Here is a 19,221-nt window from a genome sequence, read left to right as displayed (position 1 = left end):
AGAATTAGTCACTATTTTTTCTGTGAAAACTTTATGAAAAATAGTGCTTAGGTTAAGATGAGCCATCATTTCGTAGAAGCATTTTGAAAAGCTATGCAACCTTTTGTTCTATATAACTCAGAGCAACGTAAAAAAGTTGAATTTGTACCTCGTAAAGAAGGTCACATCGATATGTATGTATGCGGCATGACTGTATACGACTATTGTCATATCGGTCACGCTCGGGTGATGGTTGCATTTGACTATATTATTCGCTTTTTGCGCAGTCAGGGATGGAATGTAAAATACGTACGTAACATTACCGATATTGACGACAAAATTATTAAGCGCGCCAATGAAAATGGCGAAAGTATTACGGCGCTAACTGATCGCTTTATTCAAGCAATGAATGAAGATGCAGAAAACCTAGGCTGTTTACACCCAGATGAAGCACCACGTGCGACAGATTACATTGACCAAATGCAAAATATGATTGGTAATTTGGTTGATAAAGGTACAGCGTATCCATCTGCAAATGGCGATGTATATTTTGAAGTTGAAAAATTTGCCAAATATGGTCGTTTATCTGGTCGTAAGCTTGAAGATATGCAAGCGGGTGCATCTGAGCGTGTTGATGTAGAAGTTGAGAAAAAGCATCCGTTTGACTTTGTACTTTGGAAACATGCCAAAGAAAATGAACCTTCTTGGGCATCACCTTGGGGCAATGGTCGTCCGGGTTGGCATATTGAATGTTCGGCAATGTCGACTTGCTGCTTAGGTAATCATTTTGACATTCATGGTGGCGGTTCTGACCTAACTTTCCCACATCATGAAAATGAAATTGCACAATCAGAAGCATCTACAGGTGAACAGTATGTAAACTACTGGATGCATGTAGGTTTTATTAATGTCGATGGCGAGAAAATGTCGAAGTCATTGGGTAACTTCTTCACTATTCGTGATGTGATGGATAAGTTCCATCCTGAAGTTATTCGCTACTTTATTGTGTCTTCACACTACCGTAGTCCTGTGAATTTCTCAGACTTTGCACTTAAAGAAGCCAAAACTACGCTGACACGTTTCTACCATTCATTTAAAGCATATCAAGCGCTGTATGGCGATAAACTGGTTGAAACTTTAGATGAAGCACTGGTGGAGCGTTTTAATGCTGCCATGCGTGATGACTTTAATACAGCAGAAGCGATTGCGGTATTGTTTGAAATTAACAAAGCCTTGAATACTGCTGTAAAAGAAGAAAATGCATCTCAAGCAGAAATCTACTATGCAACTTTACGTCATTTGACCAATGTGTTGGGGCTAGTACAGTACAATGTAGATGAGTTTTTAAAGTCTGATATTGGCCAAGAAGCATTAGGTTTGTCTGAAGAGCAAATTGCAGATTTAATTCAACAACGTGTTGATGCGAAAAAGGCAAAAGAATTTGCGCGTGCAGATGAAATTCGTCAATCTTTGCTAGATCAAGGGGTTGTATTGGAAGATACACGCCAAGGTACAGTATGGCGTCGTGCTGATTAATTCAGCAAACGAATGAAAAGAGTGTTGACAGTAATGAAAAAATCTCTATAATTCGTTCCCATATTGCGGGAATAGCTCAGTTGGTAGAGCACAACCTTGCCAAGGTTGGGGTCGCGAGTTCGAGTCTCGTTTCCCGCTCCAAAATTTAAAAAACCTTAGTCTTACGGACTAAGGTTTTTTTTTGCGTCAAATTGTTAAAACAAGGTGTGAAGTCTTAAAAGTTGAACATTTAGAAACGTTCAATTTCATGAGATATGCTAAAATAGCCAAAATTATTCTTAGTTTATGACAACAACTCAGACCTGATTATTGGGAATGAGTGAAAAAGGTAAACCGACTTTGAATCCACAAAATATGCCAAATCAAATTGATTTCCAGAAAACAGCTCTAGAAACACTGAGCATCGAGCGCCATGCACTAGAAGTATTGGCGAATGAAATAGATGATCGCTTTAGCAAAGCCTGTGAAATCATTTTGCAGTGTAAAGGCCGATTAGTCATTAGTGGTATGGGTAAGTCAGGCCATATTGGCCGTAAAATGGCTGCGACTTTTGCCTCTACAGGCACACCTTCATTTTTTATGCATCCTGGTGAAGCGGGTCATGGCGATTTAGGCATGTTGGTGAAAGGCGATGTGCTCATTGCAATTTCATACTCAGGCAAGAGTGATGAAATTATGATGCTGATGCCATTGATTAAGCATGTGGGCGTACCACTTATTACTATTTCAGGCCATGACCGTGGCCCAATGCCACAAAATGCTGATGTTGCTTTAACTTTGGGTGATATTCAAGAAGCATGTCCACTTGGTTTAGCACCGACATCAAGCACGACTGCCACTTTGGCATTGGGTGATGCTTTAGCAGTTGCCTTACTTGAAGCACGTGGCTTCACTTCAGATGATTTTGCACGATCTCATCCTGCAGGTGCTTTGGGTAAGCGCTTGTTGTTACATGTAAAGCATTTAATGCATACAGGTGATGAGTTACCAAAAGTATTACCAGAAACACCAATGAATAAGGTGTTGTATGAAATTTCAAATAAGCGTTTAGGCTTAACCACAATTGTTGATGCCAATGATAAGTTGTTGGGTATTTTTACAGATGGTGACTTGCGTCGTTTAATTGATAAACAACAAGGTTTTGATGTGAATTTACCTGTATCCGAGGTTATGATTCAGCATCCTTCAACGATTTCAAAAGAAGCGCGTGCTGTAGAAGCACTTGAGCAAATGAATGTGAAGAAAATTAACCAATTTGTTGTTGTGGATGACGAAAATAAAGTCATTGGTGTCATTGGTATGCATGATTTGATTCAAGCTGGGGTAAATTAATTAATGGCATCTTATGTGTTATTAGAGCAAGCGCGTCATGTAAGTGCGTTGGTGCTAGATGTAGACGGAATTCTAAGTGATGGTTTTGTAACACTCACCAATACAGGTGATGAGCTGAAATCATTTGATATTCGTGACGGATTGGGCATGAAATTGGTTCAGCAAGCTGGAATCAAAGTCATCATCATTACAGGCCGTAAAAGCAATATCGTTGAAAAGCGTATGTCTGATTTGGGTGTGGACTTGGTGTACCAAGGCCGTGAAGATAAAGGCGTGGCACTACGTGAAGCATGTGCACAGCTGAATCTTGACCCACAAGAATGCTTGTATATGGGTGATGATTGGCCGGATTTGTCTGCTTTTGCAATCGCTGGAATGAAAGTCACTGTGCCGAATGGCCATGTTGAAGTTCGTCGCCGTGCTGATTTAGTTACACAAGCAACAGGCGGTCGTGGCGCAGTACGTGAAATTTGCGATATGTTGTTGGTAGCCAAAGGGGTTTATCAAGAACTACTTGAAAAATATGCCAGTGCCCCGAATTAATAAACTAAACATTCATTAAATGTGGATAAATGCCCCGCTTATGGATACAAAATTTTTATATGTGACTGCTATTGCAATTGCAGCTGTAAGCGGTGGTTATTACTACTACAGTGGTAAAGGCAATAAACTTCAGGCTGAATCTTCACGCAGTATGAATTATTCTGCGGACAATATTCATCTGACACAAACCGATGAGAACGGCAAGCTATATGTCCGTGCTCAAGTCGATCGACTTGAGCAAAACGTACAACAGAAAACCGCACAATTGTCGAATTTAAATGCTTCTACTTATACCAATGGTCAAGTTGACGCGACTTTTTTTGCAAAAACAGCCAATGGCTATAATGACAATGAAAAAGTTGTGCTAAAAGATCAAGTAAAGGCAACAAAATTGATGGCTGAAGGGCAAATGCAATTTACAACTGATGAGTTGACGGCATTTCCTAAAACCCGTGAAATTGAAACCAATAAACAAGTTTTGGTGCAATCACCACAGGCTGAGTTCGTTAGTAATGGACTTAAAGCAAATCTAAATGATGGGCAGTACGAATTTTTTAATATTCGAGGAAAGTATGAACCTAAATCTTAAATCAAAATTATCAACAGCATTCTTAAAGCGAGTTGCGTTATTAGGTTCATTGGCTGTCGTTTCTGTGGGCGCATTTGCTTTACCTTCAGACCGTAATCAGCCAATTTCATTGGTTGCAGACCGTGCAACTTTTAATGAAAAAACAGGTGTAACCACCTATTCAGGAAATGTGATTATTGAGCAAGGTACAATGAAGTTACAGGCTAACTCGATTGTAGCCAACCTCAATAGCGGTCGCAAAATTAGCTCTATTACGGCTACTGGTAGCCCAGCGTATTTCCAACAAAAGACTGATCCAGTAAAAGGCCTAGCAAAGGGCCAAGCGCAAAAAATTATTTATAATGCCGAAACAGGTATTATTACCTTATCTGGTAATGCTTTATTAGAGCAAGAAGGTGCATCTATTCGTGGTGCTAACCTCAAATACAGCATGAACAAAGGTGATATTGTTGCCGAAGGTACCCCAAATAAAACGGGTTCTGAAGGTGGTCGTGTGAAAATTGTGATTCCACCATCAAGCGCTAAATCATTCCCAGGAGCAAGTGATTAATGGATCAATCTGCTCATAAGGTACAGACTTTATGCATTAAGCATTTAGCAAAAAACTATAGCAAACGTTGGGTGGTAAAAGACGTTTCTTTCAATATGCAAAGTGGTCAAATTGTTGGCCTGCTTGGGCCAAATGGTGCAGGTAAAACCACGAGCTTTTACATGGTGGTCGGGCTAGTAAGAATGGACAAAGGTGAAATTCATTTAGATGATTTAGACCTGTCTGATCTAGCCATGCATGAGCGTGCTCGTAAAGGAATTGGTTACTTACCGCAAGAAGCTTCTATTTTTAGAAAATTGACAATTTCTGAAAATATTATGGCGATTTTGGAAACGCGTAAAGACCTGAATAAACAACAACGTCAGCAACGTTTACAAGAGCTTTTGGCGGATTTCAAAATCACGCATATTAAAGATTCTTTAGGTATGAGTGTGTCGGGTGGTGAGCGTCGTCGTGCTGAAATTGCACGTGCTTTAGCAGCCGATCCAAAGTTCATGCTATTGGATGAGCCATTTGCTGGTGTCGACCCTATTTCGGTGGGGGATATTAAAGACATTATTCGCACCTTAAAAGACCGTGGAATTGGTGTATTAATCACGGATCATAATGTACGTGAAACTTTGGCAATTTGTGAGCATGCTTACATTGTGAGCGAAGGTGCAGTGATTGCTGAAGGCTCGCCAACTGAAATTCTAGAGAATGAAATTGTTCGTAAAGTTTATCTTGGAGATGACTTTACCGTTTAGATACATAAAAAACCTCAAAAATGTGACTTATGTCATTGTTTTGGGGTTTTTAAATTATTAGAATAATAAGAATAATCAGTAAAAAGATAAAAATATTTGCTGATACAGTATACACTTGATTAAAAAATAGAATTGTTCAAAAGAGCGTTAATAAAAGTAGAAAGGATTGGGGGCATCATAAAATATGATAACTAAAAGAGGGAGCTTTGTTATTTTGCTTTTACCATTCTCTATATCTATGGTACATGCAGAGTCGACAAGCAAAGATTATTTACACTCTTTTAAAGACGGAATTAGTCAGATTTTTTCACCAAAGCCGACTCGTTCAGCCGATAAAATAGACATTACTGAGCTCAGTAAGTTTCCACTTGATACATCTCGTGTAGCTGAACTTCCAGTGATTGGGCGTGCAGACAATGCACCATTAACACAATATGGAAATATTGCGCCACGTCGATTAAGTTTTAAAGAAGCTGTACACATAGCTGTACAGCGACGCCCAGAAATCACTCAATCTATTTCGTCTGTAGCAGAGCAGGCGTCAAATATCGATTTAGCAAAATCTAAATACTATCCACAACTTTCGGGTGGCTTGCAAACAGCCGATCTCACCAAAGGTGAGCGTGGTGGTCAGGTCGTTTCATTGAGTGCGTCACAAATGCTTTACGATTTTGGTAAGGTTAAAAGTGGCGTAAATATTGAAGAAGCCAAGATGTTGCAGCAGCAAGCACGAGTATTGGTCAGTTTAGATGAAATTTCTTATGATGTTGCAAGTGCAATTGTTAATGCAAAACGCTATCAAGAAATCACCAACATTGCTCGACAACAGATTAAAGGCATTGGGCGTATTGCAGAAATTGCAAATCTACGTGCAAAAGCTGGGATTAGCAGTCAAGCCGATCCAATTCAAGCACAGTCAAATTTAGAAGCTGCTGAATCTAATTTAGTGGTACAAGAAACCCAGTTAAAACAGTACCAGCAACGCCTTAGAACCTTACTAGGTTTTGATGTATCCAATGTTGAGTGGGGTATTCCAGATGAATTGGTGCGCAAAGCAGAATTGTACCAAGATCCAGATTTCACTCAAATTCCAAATATGATGTTGGCGCAATCTGGGGTAGAGGTCGCTAAACTTCAAAAGCAACAAGCCAAATTGAGTGCTTATCCAACCATTAATGTGCGTGGCAGTTTAAGCCAAGCTGTAAATGGTCGTAACCCCAATAATAACAAGGATGATGGTTTCTATAATTCCATCATGCTTGAAGCAAGCAGTAATTTTTATCAAGGTGGAGCGATTGCAGCACAAACTCGTGCAGCGAGTTATGCTGAGGAAGCAGCACGTGCACAGGTCAATACATCTTATTTGGACGTATTGGATCAAGTTCGTTTAATCCGTGAACAAATTGAAAACAAAAAGCGTCAAATGTCTATTTTGGTACAGCGTCGTGAGACTACAGTGCGTACCAAAGAACTTTATCAAGAACAATATAAGCTAGGCACTCGAACTGTCGTTGATCTATTAAACGCAGAACAGGCCATTCATAGCGCAGCTCAAGAAATCGTTTCTTCTCAGTACGATGTTTATGCAGCACTTGTGCAATACATACAAGTGACAGGGCGTACACGTGCAACTTACGATTTAAATAATACGACTATTCAGGGGTTTGAAGTCCAGCCATGAGTAATACAATAAATTATCAGCCGTGGCTTCAAGCGGTGTTAAACATCGCTAAGCACTACCGCATAGAACCATCAGAAGAGCGTATCCGTTTACAATTGGATTGGAACCAGCACGCCAATGTAGATGAAATGCTTGGTTTTATGGCGAAGCAAATCGGCCTCAATGTACGTAAAAATAAATTTGATAGTAGTTTTTTAAATCCGTGGCGCTTGCCGTTGCTGATTGAGTTTAACAGTGGTGAAGTGGGGATTATCGAACGCATAGATGTAGACGGTAATGCCAGCGTACAACTCAGTGGAGATGAAGGCTTATCTCAAGTTTTTCCAATTGAGCGTTTAAGTCATGGTGTGCGAAATATTTATATTTTGCGCCCTGAATCCTCTGTGCCAGACATGCGCGTCGATGAGTACATTAAGCCATTTGAAAAGAACTGGTTTTGGTCAATTGTACTAACAGACTGGAAGCGCTATATCGATATTATGTTTGCTTCATTAATGGCAAATATTTTAGCGCTTGCTACGGTCGTGTTCTCCATGAACGTGTATGACCGTGTGGTGCCATCGCAATCTATTCCAACGCTATGGGTCTTGGCGGGTGGTGTACTCATTGCAGCCATTTTTGAGTTTGCCTTACGTGTTGCACGTATTCACTTGTCAGACATTATTGGTAAGCGTTCTGACCTACGTATTTCCGACCGTGTTTTTGGTCATGCCTTACGTATTAAGAATAATGAACGCTCAAAATCTACAGGTACTTTCATTTCACAAATTCGTGAGCTTGAAGGTGTACGTGAACTGGTGACTTCAACTACAGTTACAGCCATTGCAGACTTGCCATTCTTCTTCCTGTTCTTGGGGATTTTCTGGCTCATAGGTGGCAACCTATTTTGGGTGATGGTAGCGATTGTACCTTTAATGATTTTGCCAGGCATTTTTGCACAAAAACCATTGGCGCGTTTGGCACAAATGGGTATGCGTGAATCCGCTATTCGTAATGCGATGCTGGTGGAAGCTGTACAAGGTATTGAAGATATTAAGCTTTTGCGTGCAGAATCACGTTTCCAAAACCAATGGAATCACATGAATGAAGTGTCTGCCAGTGTCAGTATGGAACAACGTAAAATCGTTGGTCTGATGAGTGCATGGACACAAAAAGTACAAGGTTTGGCCTTTGCAATTGTGGTTTTGGTGGGATGTTTTGCGGTAATGAAAGGTGAGATGACCACAGGTGCATTGGTTGCTTGTTCAATTTTATCTTCACGTATGTTGGCACCTATTTCACAGCTCACAGGTGTATTGGGTCGCCTACAACAAGCCAAAGTTGCAAAAACGGGCTTAGATGAACTGATGAAACGTTCAGTCGATCAACCTGACTATTCACATTTGGTACATCGTCCAGTGATTCAGGGGAACTATGAGCTGAATGGTGTAGTTTTCAAATATGGTGAAGATGACCCACGTCCTAGTTTGGTCATTCCAAAACTTGAAATTAAACCAGGTGAAAAAATTGCAATCTTAGGCCGTAACGGCGCGGGTAAATCAACCCTATTGCAATTGCTTTCTGGTATGCAAACGCCAATTCAAGGCAAGGTCAAACTTGATGGTATTGATTTGGGCTTAATTGATCCATCTGACGTGCGTCGTGATATGGGTTTATTGAATCAAAACTCACAATTATTTTATGGTTCTATACGTGAAAATTTAACTTTAGGCGCGCCGTTGGCAACCGATGAGCAAGTGATGCAAGCATTACAACTCACAGGTGCATTGGCATTCGTTCAAGAGAAAAAAGAAGGTCTCGACCACGTTATTTTGGAAGGTGGCGTTGGTTTCTCTGGCGGTCAGCGTCAAGCTTTACTCCTTGCGCGGTTATTAATTCGTCAACCCAATATTTTGTTATTAGATGAACCAACAGCAGCAATTGATGATGTCTCTGAAAAGCAGTTGATCAATCATTTGAAGCTGTACCTACGCAATAGAACGATGATTGTGGCAACGCATCGTCGTGCTGTGTTGGAGTTGGTTGATCGAATTATTGTGGTCAATGACGGAAAAATTGTGATGGATGGTCCACGTGACCAAATCCTTAACCAATCTGGTGGTGCGCAAAACCGCGGTACGGGAGCAAGCACATGAGTGAAAATAATCAAGAAATACAGCGCTCAAACAAAGTTTCGTATCAAGAGCCACCATTACCTAAAGCCAGTCTGATTATTTGGATTATCTGTATTGGTTTATTGGTGATATTGGTTTGGGCGTGGTTGTTTAAGTTAGAAGAAGTATCAACGGGCACAGGTAAAATTATTCCATCTTCAAAAGAACAAGTTATTCAGTCTTTAGAAGGCGGTATTATTACCAAAATGAATGTGCGCGAAGGCCAAATTGTGGAGCAAGGTCAGGTTCTTGCCCAGTTAGACCCAACCCGTTTAGAGTCCAATGTAGGTGAGTCAGAGTCTTTATTGATAGCTTCACGTGCAACCTCGGCGCGTTTACGTGCGGAAGTAAATGGTACGCCTTTAAGCTTTCCACCTGAAGTACAGCGTGATCCAAAATTAGTACGTGAAGAAACAGCGCTTTACCAAAGCCGTCGTGACAACCTTGAACAATCACTGGCGGGTTTAAAGCAGTCTTTACAATTAATTGAAGAAGAATTAGCAATGACAGCACCACTTGTTGCCAAAGGTGCCGCCAGTGAAGTGGAAGTGATTCGTTTAAAAAGTCGTGCCAATGAATTACGCAACCAAATGAATGACGTGCGAAATCAATATTATGTGAAATCGCGTGAAGAGTTGTCTAAAGCCAATACTGATGTGGAAACACAACAACAAGTGGTACGTGGTAAGTCTGATACTTTAAGTCGCACCACCTTTAAGTCGCCTGTACGAGGTGTAGTGAAAGAAATTGATGTGATGACCTTGGGTGGTGTTGTACCACAAAATGGCAAGCTGATGACTATTGTACCGTTGGATGAGCAACTCTTGGTTGAAGCACGTATTTCACCACGAGACATTGCATTTATTCATCCGGGTCAAGAAGCCTTGGTAAAAATCACCGCTTATGATTATTCAATTTTTGGTGGACTAAAAGGTAAGGTAACTGTTATTTCACCAGATACACTGCGTGATGAAGTGAAACAAGATCAGTTCTATTACCGTGTTTATATTCGTACAGACAGTGATAAATTAGTGAATAAAGCTGGCAAAAGCTTTGCAATTACACCAGGTATGGTGGCGACTGTAGATATTCGTACAGGCCAAAAAACAGTATTGGATTATTTGGTTAAACCGTTTAACAAGGCACGTGAAGCATTGCGTGAACGTTAATCCAAACTAAGTTAGCTTTGTTTTTATACAGCCTCCGCATGCGGGGGCTTTTTCATCTCTGCCAAAAATAAAAACACGTTATAATTAGGCGTTTGGATTTTACTTTGTAGACGTTATGCCATTTACCATTGCCAGTCAGGTCAGCTTTGAAGAAGACATTAAAAAAAGTCGCTTTCAAGCGATTGCTGTGCCTGTTGAAAATGAACAGGACGTTAAAGATTTTTTAGAATTAAACAAAGATGTGAGTACAACACATCAATGCTGGGCATGGAAAATTGGTCATCATGTACGATTTAATGATGATGGTGAACCCTCGGGTACAGCAGGACGTCCAATTTTAGCCACGATTGAAGGCAATGAGCTGACCAATATTTTGGTTTTAGTCAATCGTTGGTATGGAGGCATCAAATTAGGCACAGGTGGCTTGGTGCGTGCTTATGGCGGTTGTGCTGGGCAGTGCTTACTACTGGCAGAAAAAATTGAATTAATTGAAAAGAAAAAAGTAAGTTTCAGCTGTCAGTTTAATGAGTGGGCAATTTTTCAATACGAATTGAATCAGCAACAAATTGAATATACTGAAGAATATACTGCAACTGGTGTAAGCGTCATTGCGCTGTTGCAAGTCCATCAAATTGAGCCACTGACTTTAAAAATTCAAGATGTAAGTCGAGGCCGTGAGCAATTAAAAGTGATTGAAGACATACAAAATGACTGAGCAAGATCCTTTACTGAAATATCGTGAACAGCATAAGCATCGTTTAAATTATATGCCATGGTTGTACTGGAGCTTAAAACCGAAAAACCGCGTATGGGCAGAGCAATGGCAGCAAGAATACCAAGCTTATCTGATGGAGATGGAAACAGTAGAAATTGGCAAAAACTGTTTTATTTCACCGTTGGCACATATTTTTGCTGAACCTGGCCGTAAAATTATTATTGGTGATAATACCTTTATTGCAGCGGACTGTACCTTGCATGGCCCATTGGACATTGGTAACGAAGTTGCCATTAACCACCATTGCATTTTAGATGGCGGTCGAGCAGGGATTAAATTGCATGACCAAGTTCGTATAGCTGCTTATAGCCATCTATATGCGTTTGACCATGGTATGGATTTAGAGCAACCTATTTATCAGCAAGCTGTTCGTTCGCAGGGTATTGAAATAGGGCGTGATGTATGGCTTGGGGCGCATGTGGGCATAAAAGATGGTGTGACCATACATGAACAAGCCGTGATTGGTATGAATAGCATGGTGACCAAAGATATAGAAGCTCGTACGATCGTGGGAGGAAATCCTGCGAAATTTATACGTTTTCGGGATTAAGCATGAAAAAAGGCGGGTGCAAGCTAGGAAAATCATACACAAAAGCCTGCACAGTCTTAAAAACTTGTGATACTTTAAAAATAACAACAACAGATAGCCCAAAAGAAGCAAGAGAGGCTAATGATGAAGCGTGTTATTGCTTGTATAGATTCTTCGCCGTGTATAAATGCATTGGCTGAAGCTGCCGTTTGGATTGCCAAACAAACCCAGCGTGAACTGGTGTTACTGCAAGTGCTGGACTACTATCCAGCCAGTTATCACTTGGGTGAAATCAGTGGCGTGATAGGTTTTGAAAGTAATGCAATGCTCCTTAAAGAGCTGGCAGAGCTAGAACAAAAACAAAGCGAATTGGCACAAGATTATAGCAATAACTTGCTTAAGCACATTTCAGAACTCATTCATGAAAAGCATGACCTACAACCTGCACATATTCAGCTCAAGGGTGATTTTTTAGAACAAAGCTTTCAGGAACTCCGAAGTGACGATATTGTCGTCATTGGTCGAGTAGGTGAGCGCTCTGCTGAACGCAATAAGCCAATGGGGAGCAATGTCGAAAACTTCATCCGTGGTGCAAAATGCACAGTCATGACGGTAGGTGCAAGCTTTAAACCACCAACACGGTTTATTTTTGCCTACGAATATTCACCTACTTGTGTAGACCTCATGAAGCGTATTGCACAAAGTGATTTACTGCGTTTATTGCAATGCCATTTACTCTACGTTGGAGATCACCCTGAAATTTTAAATGAACCTTTGCAGTATCTGAAAAATTCTGGACTAGATGTTGTTACGGAGTATCGCTATGGTGATGTAGCTGAAAATATTTTGTCTTATCAGCAAGAACATGCGATTCAACTGATTGTATTAGGTGCATTTAGTCACAGTAAAATTCATCAATTCTTTTTGGGAAGTATTACGACGACAATTTTCCGTAACTCAACAGTTCCTTTGCTAGTAGTAAAGTAAACTTGATTTAATTGAATTGAGTGATTTATTGAATTTTTGGTATAAATAATAGCCAAAGTTATCCTCACTTACTGTGGATAACTTTGTGACTAATATTTGTAAGCTAATGTTTTTAAATAAATAAAAACAAAAGTTTGTTTTTTGTACAATTGTGTTATTTTACAATTGCAATTGCAAAACCGTCATGGCCTTTGCTACCAATTGTTTGCAAAGCAGTGCTTGATAATAAACGTGGATGGTTTTGCATTGCGCGGAACATGTCGCGAATACCTTCTATACTAGGCTTATGATTTTCTGGATTTAAGATTTCACCGGCACGAATCACATTGTCTAATACAATAATTGTTCCTGAGTGTGAAAGCTTCAAACTCAGTTCTAAATATTCAGGATAGCTTTGTTTGTCAGCATCGATAAAAATAAAATCAAAGGCTTCAGTGTCATCAGGTAGAGAACGTAAAATATCTGCAGCACGACCACATTTAAGCTCAATGGTTTGAGCTAAATTGGCACGATCAATATTTTCTTGGCCTAAGGCTGCATGTGTATCACGACCTTCAATCGTCAGAATATAACCATCTTCAGGTAGGGCACGCGCCAGCCACATTGTGCTATAAGCCGCAAATGTTCCAAGCTCTAAAACACGTTTACATTTGTTCATTTGAATGAGCATTTGCAATAGCATCCCTTGATTGGGTGCAACAGCAAGGTGGTCTGGGAAGCCACGTTCTTCTGTGTGTTTTAGAGTTTGAGTCAGAATAGGATCTTCTGGAATTAAATGTGAATCGATATACGTATCAATGTCTGTCCACATTTGTTGCATAACTTGAGCACCTCATTTTTGATGCAGACATTTTAAACCTTTCCCGCTGAAGCGCAATTTTTTGAAGCGGATCTCTGCGTATATACACAAAAAAATAGCCTCCGAAGAGGCTATATCATCACATTGTCATGCATTAGTAATTACACATAGAGCTACGACTACTTAAATCAGGCCCCCAGGTACGATAACCTTGGGTATCAATATGAATTTGCCCAGATGCATATAAACCTAATCCCATATTTAGGCTTTGTCCATGTTGTGACCAGAATTGGCATAATTTGAATTTGGAGTTTTCAATATATGCATAATCTTCTGGCTGCGGATATTCTGGGCCAATACGGAAATCGATGGCTGAGTTATAAAGGTGACGTGAAGAACTTGTACCACCAGCACATTGGTTTAAAGGCAAGTCACGATATACAGAGGTCACGCTAAAGTCGGTCAGTACGTTGGCTGCGATTAAGTATTTAAATACACGAAGCGTTGGAATTTGATTGGCCCAAAGCTCACGACTGGGCACCATGTATTGTTCTCGACCACATTTTTGCCAATCTCGCGCAGTACGCATTAATTCAAAGCTAGGAATAATATTTCCCACGCCATTTTTTTCTAAAAAAACTTCATATTCCCGCACGCGACGTAAATGATCTGCAACAGCAATCCAGTTGTTATACGCATAGGGCACAGTTTTAGGAGGAATGGGGCGCTGAAAACTAACACGCTCTTGTGGTATGAAAATACGTTTTCCTGATGGATCTGTAATGATCTGTCCTTTTTTAGGAGAAGATGTACAGCCAACAAAAACGATAGGGACTAATACAATACCGAGTAGTCCCTTTATCAAATTCTTCATTATAGAAAACAATTATTTATAAACTCTTATTATTTTAATCCAAATTAAGTGAAAAAAATGGAAAATATTGCAATCAAATGTGTGCTTTGGGTATAAAAAAGATCAGCAGAGGCTGATCTTTTTTATGACTTGGTAACGGACGATTACTTTTCTAAGTATTGTAATTTGTCTGTTTTACCATTCCACTCTTCACGGTCAGCTGGCTGATCACCAATTTGTGTGATGTTTGGCCATTTTTGTGAAAGTTCAGTATTCAGCTCAAGGAACACTTCTTGACCTTCTGGAAGCTCATCTTCAGAGAAAATAGCATTTGCAGGGCACTCTGGTTCGCATAGTGCACAGTCAATGCATTCATCTGGATTAATTACAAGGAAGTTTGGACCTTCATAGAAACAGTCTACTGGGCAAACTTCTACGCAGTCTTGATATTTACATTTAATACAGTTTTCAGTGACAACAAAGGTCATGGCGACAGCTACCTAAAAATATGGTTCTAATAACTAATGCTGTATTTTAGGCAAAAATACCCCTAACTAACAATTCCTTTTATTGATATTTATTATATGCAAGGCTGTTAAATTTGATAAAAACTGAACAATTTGATCGAAAAGTGCCTGTAATGAGAATCATCTGCAAAACCTACGGATCATTTGAAGATACGTAGGTTTTTGTTACATATTAATTAGGCTTTGAGTTGGTCCTTTAAAGCATAGAGTTGTTGTAACGCCTCACGGGGACTGAGATTATCGACATCTAAGTTCTTAAGAATTTCAAGCGCAGGCGATGCTACTTCAACTTCGACCACACGCTCTATAATTTCAGGCGTTGCAAGCGCGCTAAACAAGTCATTTTGTACGCCTTGATTGAGCTGTTGCTTCTGCTGTTTTTCCAAAATATGTAAACGATTTTGTGCATCTTTAATTACACTGTTTGGAATACCTGCTAATTTTGCCACTTGTAAGCCATGACTCTGACTTGCAGGGCCGTGTTGTACTTTATGTAGCAAGATTAAATTACCATTCAATTCCTTGGCTGTAACATGGAAGTTTTCAATGGCAGCTTCTTTGCCCAGTTCGGTCAATTCAAAATAATGCGTGGCAAATAAACATAAGCATTTAATGCGCTTAGTCAGATCATTTACACATGCCCATGCTAAAGATAGACCATCATAAGTGCTGGTACCACGGCCTACTTCATCCATGAGCACCAAAGACTGATTTGTCGCGTGGTGCAAAATTTGTGAAGTTTCAGTCATTTCCACCATAAATGTCGATTTGCCTGTAGATAAATCATCTGCTGAGCCAATACGTGTAAAGATACGGTCGATTGGACCCAATAGCGCCGATTTTGCAGGAACATAACTACCACAGTAGGCCAGTAAAGCAATCAGTGCCGTTTGACGCATAAACGTCGATTTACCACCCATATTTGGCCCTGTAATAATGGCCATACGGTGATTGAAATCAAGACTGGTGTCGTTGGGGGTGAAGGCAGCTTTGCTGAGTGCTTCGACCACAGGATGACGGCCTGCTTGAATTTGCAAACCAATTTCAGGACTAAACTCTGGCCGTGCCCAATTTCGCAAACGGGCTTGATGAGCAAAGTTGGTCAACAAATCAATTTGAGCAATGGCGCTGCTCATCATTTGTAAGTGTCTAATATCTTGGCGTAGCTCTTCGAGTAGCATTTCAAAGAGCATTTTTTCACGCGCCAAAGCACGTGATTCACTAGAAAGAACCTTGTCTTCAAAAGATTTGAGCTCTGGGGTGATATAACGCTCAGCATTTTTTAAAGTCTGTCGACGAATATAATGATCTGGTGCTTGTTCGGCTTGAGCCCGTGTGAGCTCAATATAATAACCACTGACACGGTTATAGCCGATTTTTAAGGTAGAAATTCCTGTATTTGCACGCTCTTGGATTTCGAGATCAATTAAGTACTGGCCAGCATGATCACGAATTTTACGTAATTCATCTAGCTCGGTATCAAAACCTTCGGCGATCACATTACCATCACGAAGCAGTACAGGTGGATTCTCTACAATAGCGCTCATAAGGCGTTCATGTAGACCGTGAAAATCACCTAACTCAGTATTTAATTCAAGCAAAAGCTGAGATTGCTTTTGCTCGATCAGTGGCAATAAGGCATGGCGCAAATAAGGGATTTGTGCACAGGCTTGACGTAGTTGAACCAAATCACGTGGGCGTGCACTGCCTAAGGCCACTCGACTGAGGACGCGTTCAATATCGCCAATCTCTTTAAGTACTAAACGCGTAGGCACTTCATGGCAACCTTGTAAAAGTGCCTGCGTTGCATCGAGGCGGGCATCCAGTAGAGCTGTATCACGAAGTGGTTGCATCAGCGTTCGACTGAGTAGACGTCCGCCCATTGCAGTTTGGCAGTCATTAATCAATTGAAATAACGAGGTGCCATGTTCAAATAAGGGTTCAATCAGTTCTAAATTACGACGTGTAACTGGATCAAGCGCAATAAAGTCTGTGCTTTGTTCTAACTGAATTGAGCGAATATGTGGCAAAGCGGTTTTTTGAGTCTCTTTGGCATAATGAATAAGCGCCGCTGCAGCCGCTTTTGCCAAAGGTAAATGATCAATACCAAAGCCTGAAAGTGTAGATACACCCAATTGGTCGCATAAAGTTTTTTGAGCATTGTTCAGATTAAAATCGACATTTGGGCGCTTAGTTACAGGGCAGTCTAGTTGGCGTTTGGTCTGCTCTATGATGTTTTGGTCAATGACGTTTTCATCAATAATAATTTCACTTGGCATTAAACGTGAAAGTTCAATGCTCAGTTGTTCGATATTAAATTCGAGTTGCTGTACTTTAAAAATACCAGCACTCAAGTCAAGCAGTGCAATGCCAATTTGATTTTGTTGGATGCATAAAGACACTAAGTTTGAGCTTTGATGTGCGGTTAATAGCGCATCGTCTGTCAGTGTGCCTGGTGTAATAATACGGACAACGCCGCGCTCTACAGGGCCTTTACCTGTCACTTCACCAATCTGTTCACAAATTACAACGGTTTCTCCTTTTTTAACCAGTCGTGCTAAATAACCTTCAGCAGCATGATAGGGTACGCCTGCCATTGGAATAGGTTCACCATTGGCTTTGCCACGATGTGTAAGCGTGATGCCTAAGATTTTGGCTGCTTTGTGGGCATCTTCAAAGAACAGTTCATAAAAGTCACCCATACGGTAGAACATTAATGAATGCGGGTGCTGCATTTTGACGCCCATGTATTGTTGCATCATTGGGGTCAAGCTGGAAAGATCAGCCATAAGTTCTGAACTGGTCATTGAAAAAAATCCTTCATCCTTTGTAAAGTGAGTACAAACTCAAATATGACGTAGCGTACAGTACAGCGGAGTCATTGCTCAGCTAGTGCAATTACTGTATTGGCTTTTTCATTTATTTGTAGCGCAAAAGCGAATGTGCAAGTTTAGCAAAATTCAAAACAGAGCAACATGCTCGTTTTATGGGAAATATAGAGTGCTTTGAATGGCGGGTGAAAAACCATTCACTCCTGCGAGTGATAATTGATTTGTTGTGCACGTTTGCATTGTATGATGATGTGCCTCATACAATGCAAAGTTATGATGTGCTAATGCTTAGGCAGCCGTTTTTTTCGCAATAAAATATTGGTTGCGCCCGTGTGTTTTAGCGTAGTAAAGCGCTTGGTCTGCTTGTTGAATAAAGGCAGTCATGTCTTGATCAACCGTTGGAATAGTACTGGCAATACCAATACTGACGGTCACTAAGCTTGAAATCGGGCTCGCTGGGTGTGGTAAGGCTAATTTTTGAATCCGTTGAATTAAAATGCGAGCGAGTGCTTCAACTTTTTTTTCGTCAAACATTGGGAAAAGAAGTAAAAACTCTTCACCGCCATAGCGGGCTGCCAAATCATTACTACGAGAGCTTAAATTATCAAGCTCTTTCGCAATGATCTGTAGGCATTCATCACCTGCAATATGCCCTAAGTGATCGTTATAATTTTTAAAGCAGTCAATGTCGACCATGAGTATGCTAATGGGGGTTTGATGTCGTATTGCATAGCGCCATTGCTGATCCAGAATGAGCGATAGATGACGACGATTCGCTAATCCTGTGAGAGAGTCAATTTGTGAAAGGTGCTCAAGTTGCTTAGCTTGCTCATCCATTTCTAATTTGTTGAGCTCGATAATACAGTTTTGCAAATAGTTTTCACGGTGCTGACGGTCAATCGCGTATGCCAAAGACATACCTAAAAAGCTACTAAACGTGTAGGTACGGTGTAAAAAAGTCCAATCAATGTCATATTGTAAAAAATGTGTACCCGCAATCCCAATAAGACCGCCGACCCAGCCCGCAATGAGAGCTGTATAAAACCGTAGCCCTACAAAGCCATAAATGATCACAACGGCATACATCATGGCTGCATGTAATAGTGAGTTGTCATTTCCATGACCAATAATGGTGACAGTCATAAAAGATATAGTGACCGCACCCATACAGCCAAAGCCTGTATAGAGGTCAAAATAACGGTTTAAACATTTAAAAAAAGACAGAATCCATGCAAAGAGGACGATGACGCCAACCCATGAATAGAGCGCAAACCAACGAAACACAATGGGATCATTTTGAATGGTTTGATAAATACCATAACTTAAGAAAGCATATAAAAAGAAGATAATAGGGGCGCGGAAGCGAAATTCATAAGCAGCCTCTGCTCGATATTGTTGCCTGTAGGCTTGTTCTAGGCTGGGTGAAAAATGTACATAATTAAGCCCTTTGGAAATAATTTCTTCAATTTTGTCGCGACTTAAAAGTTTTGACCCATATAGTTTCATTGGATACTGCCAAATTTACACTAATTTTATTTGTAGGTACGGGGTACAGCTCCGTACCTCCTTTTTATCTTCATGTATTACTTATGCTTAGTATTAACATAAAGCTTCTTGAGTTAACAAGCGCAAAAAATAGCAA

Annotated in this window: 17 protein-coding genes and 1 tRNA gene; 13 read left to right on the top strand and 5 right to left on the bottom strand. The window is 40.4% G+C overall.

All coding sequences use genetic code 11. The features are described 5' to 3' along the window. Positions 1–93 precede the first annotated feature (93 nt). The 13 genes from cysS to EXE29_RS06135 all read left to right on the top strand — a co-directional run bounded on the left by cysS (position 94) and on the right by EXE29_RS06135 (position 12,569). A complete protein-coding gene (gene cysS / locus EXE29_RS06195) occupies positions 94–1,515 on the top strand; it encodes a cysteine--tRNA ligase (protein ID WP_106985442.1) in 1,422 nt (473 codons plus the stop codon). A 65-nt stretch (positions 1,516–1,580) separates the two neighbouring features. Then, positions 1,581–1,656: transfer RNA gene (locus EXE29_RS06190), tRNA-Gly, on the top strand. Positions 1,657–1,869: 213 nt separating this feature from the next. Further along, entirely contained in the window at positions 1,870–2,847 is a 978-nt protein-coding gene (locus tag EXE29_RS06185; protein ID WP_106985468.1) for a KpsF/GutQ family sugar-phosphate isomerase, read from the top strand. Positions 2,848–2,850: 3 nt separating this feature from the next. Beyond that, positions 2,851–3,390, top strand: a complete 540-nt coding sequence (locus EXE29_RS06180; protein ID WP_106985443.1) for a KdsC family phosphatase — start codon at positions 2,851–2,853, stop codon at positions 3,388–3,390. Positions 3,391–3,430: 40 nt separating this feature from the next. After that, the gene (lptC, locus tag EXE29_RS06175; RefSeq protein WP_106985444.1) at positions 3,431–3,979 is read left to right on the top strand and encodes an LPS export ABC transporter periplasmic protein LptC; all 549 of its coding nucleotides are present in this window, start codon (positions 3,431–3,433) and stop codon (positions 3,977–3,979) included. Continuing rightward, positions 3,963–4,529, top strand: a complete 567-nt coding sequence (gene lptA / locus EXE29_RS06170) for a lipopolysaccharide transport periplasmic protein LptA (RefSeq protein ID WP_106985445.1) — start codon at positions 3,963–3,965, stop codon at positions 4,527–4,529. Before lptC ends, lptA begins: the two co-directional genes overlap by 17 nt. Beyond that, entirely contained in the window at positions 4,529–5,275 is a 747-nt protein-coding gene (lptB, locus tag EXE29_RS06165; RefSeq protein WP_106985446.1) for an LPS export ABC transporter ATP-binding protein, read from the top strand. Before lptA ends, lptB begins: the two co-directional genes overlap by 1 nt. A 184-nt stretch (positions 5,276–5,459) precedes the next feature. Further along, positions 5,460–6,956, top strand: coding sequence for a TolC family outer membrane protein (locus tag EXE29_RS06160; protein WP_120364177.1), 1,497 nt, complete (start codon positions 5,460–5,462; stop codon positions 6,954–6,956). After that, positions 6,953–9,091, top strand: coding sequence for a type I secretion system permease/ATPase (locus EXE29_RS06155; RefSeq protein ID WP_120364178.1), 2,139 nt, complete (start codon positions 6,953–6,955; stop codon positions 9,089–9,091). The genes EXE29_RS06160 and EXE29_RS06155 overlap by 4 nt, the downstream gene beginning before the upstream one ends. After that, a complete protein-coding gene (locus tag EXE29_RS06150) occupies positions 9,088–10,278 on the top strand; it encodes an HlyD family type I secretion periplasmic adaptor subunit (protein WP_117006962.1) in 1,191 nt (396 codons plus the stop codon). The genes EXE29_RS06155 and EXE29_RS06150 overlap by 4 nt, the downstream gene beginning before the upstream one ends. Positions 10,279–10,393: 115 nt before the next feature. After that, positions 10,394–10,993, top strand: a complete 600-nt coding sequence (locus EXE29_RS06145) for an IMPACT family protein (RefSeq protein WP_106985450.1) — start codon at positions 10,394–10,396, stop codon at positions 10,991–10,993. Beyond that, the gene (locus tag EXE29_RS06140; protein WP_117006961.1) at positions 10,986–11,603 is read left to right on the top strand and encodes an acyltransferase; all 618 of its coding nucleotides are present in this window, start codon (positions 10,986–10,988) and stop codon (positions 11,601–11,603) included. The genes EXE29_RS06145 and EXE29_RS06140 overlap by 8 nt, the downstream gene beginning before the upstream one ends. A 123-nt stretch (positions 11,604–11,726) precedes the next feature. Then, the gene (locus tag EXE29_RS06135) at positions 11,727–12,569 is read left to right on the top strand and encodes a universal stress protein (RefSeq protein WP_117007023.1); all 843 of its coding nucleotides are present in this window, start codon (positions 11,727–11,729) and stop codon (positions 12,567–12,569) included. A 154-nt stretch (positions 12,570–12,723) separates the two neighbouring features. On the opposite strand, the gene EXE29_RS06130 is transcribed toward EXE29_RS06135, so the two are convergent. From EXE29_RS06130 to EXE29_RS06110, 5 genes are all read right to left on the bottom strand, one after another. Next, entirely contained in the window at positions 12,724–13,389 is a 666-nt protein-coding gene (locus EXE29_RS06130; protein ID WP_106985453.1) for an O-methyltransferase, read from the bottom strand. Between the two features lie 133 nt (positions 13,390–13,522). Next, positions 13,523–14,242, bottom strand: coding sequence for a D-Ala-D-Ala carboxypeptidase family metallohydrolase (locus tag EXE29_RS06125; RefSeq protein WP_120364179.1), 720 nt, complete (start codon positions 14,240–14,242; stop codon positions 13,523–13,525). A 143-nt stretch (positions 14,243–14,385) separates the two neighbouring features. Next, positions 14,386–14,709 (bottom strand): ferredoxin FdxA, encoded by a 324-nt coding sequence (fdxA, locus tag EXE29_RS06120; RefSeq protein WP_106985455.1) that lies wholly within the window; start codon positions 14,707–14,709, stop codon positions 14,386–14,388. A 215-nt stretch (positions 14,710–14,924) separates the two neighbouring features. Continuing rightward, complete coding sequence (gene mutS, locus EXE29_RS06115) at positions 14,925–17,555, bottom strand: DNA mismatch repair protein MutS (RefSeq protein ID WP_117006960.1); 2,631 nt, start codon at positions 17,553–17,555, stop codon at positions 14,925–14,927. A gap of 312 nt (positions 17,556–17,867) precedes the next feature. Next, positions 17,868–19,085 carry a GGDEF domain-containing protein gene (locus EXE29_RS06110; protein ID WP_106985457.1) on the bottom strand — a complete coding sequence of 406 codons (1,218 nt, stop codon included), beginning with the start codon at positions 19,083–19,085 and terminating at the stop codon, positions 17,868–17,870. Positions 19,086–19,221: the final 136 nt, after the last annotated feature.

The sequence above is a fragment of the Acinetobacter sp. WCHAc060006 genome (genome assembly GCF_004209135.1).
In the GTDB taxonomy this organism is placed as follows: Bacteria; Pseudomonadota; Gammaproteobacteria; order Pseudomonadales; family Moraxellaceae; genus Acinetobacter; species Acinetobacter cumulans.
The sequence above is the reverse complement of the archived record's forward strand: the minus strand, read 5'-3'. Positions and strand labels throughout refer to the sequence as shown.

Coding starts and splice junctions, on each gene's coding strand:
- EXE29_RS06135 (WP_117007023.1), top strand. CDS start 11,727: ATGAAGCGTGTTATTGCTTGTATAGATTCTTCGCCGTGTATAAATGCA.
- EXE29_RS06130 (WP_106985453.1), bottom strand. CDS start 13,389: ATGCAACAAATGTGGACAGACATTGATACGTATATCGATTCACATTTA.
- fdxA (WP_106985455.1), bottom strand. CDS start 14,709: ATGACCTTTGTTGTCACTGAAAACTGTATTAAATGTAAATATCAAGAC.
- EXE29_RS06155 (WP_120364178.1), top strand. CDS start 6,953: ATGAGTAATACAATAAATTATCAGCCGTGGCTTCAAGCGGTGTTAAAC.
- EXE29_RS06145 (WP_106985450.1), top strand. CDS start 10,394: ATGCCATTTACCATTGCCAGTCAGGTCAGCTTTGAAGAAGACATTAAA.
- EXE29_RS06110 (WP_106985457.1), bottom strand. CDS start 19,085: ATGAAACTATATGGGTCAAAACTTTTAAGTCGCGACAAAATTGAAGAA.
- mutS (WP_117006960.1), bottom strand. CDS start 17,555: ATGACCAGTTCAGAACTTATGGCTGATCTTTCCAGCTTGACCCCAATG.
- EXE29_RS06125 (WP_120364179.1), bottom strand. CDS start 14,242: ATGAAGAATTTGATAAAGGGACTACTCGGTATTGTATTAGTCCCTATC.
- cysS (WP_106985442.1), top strand. CDS start 94: ATGCAACCTTTTGTTCTATATAACTCAGAGCAACGTAAAAAAGTTGAA.
- EXE29_RS06180 (WP_106985443.1), top strand. CDS start 2,851: ATGGCATCTTATGTGTTATTAGAGCAAGCGCGTCATGTAAGTGCGTTG.
- lptC (WP_106985444.1), top strand. CDS start 3,431: ATGGATACAAAATTTTTATATGTGACTGCTATTGCAATTGCAGCTGTA.
- lptB (WP_106985446.1), top strand. CDS start 4,529: ATGGATCAATCTGCTCATAAGGTACAGACTTTATGCATTAAGCATTTA.
- EXE29_RS06140 (WP_117006961.1), top strand. CDS start 10,986: ATGACTGAGCAAGATCCTTTACTGAAATATCGTGAACAGCATAAGCAT.
- EXE29_RS06160 (WP_120364177.1), top strand. CDS start 5,460: ATGATAACTAAAAGAGGGAGCTTTGTTATTTTGCTTTTACCATTCTCT.
- lptA (WP_106985445.1), top strand. CDS start 3,963: ATGAACCTAAATCTTAAATCAAAATTATCAACAGCATTCTTAAAGCGA.
- EXE29_RS06185 (WP_106985468.1), top strand. CDS start 1,870: ATGCCAAATCAAATTGATTTCCAGAAAACAGCTCTAGAAACACTGAGC.
- EXE29_RS06150 (WP_117006962.1), top strand. CDS start 9,088: ATGAGTGAAAATAATCAAGAAATACAGCGCTCAAACAAAGTTTCGTAT.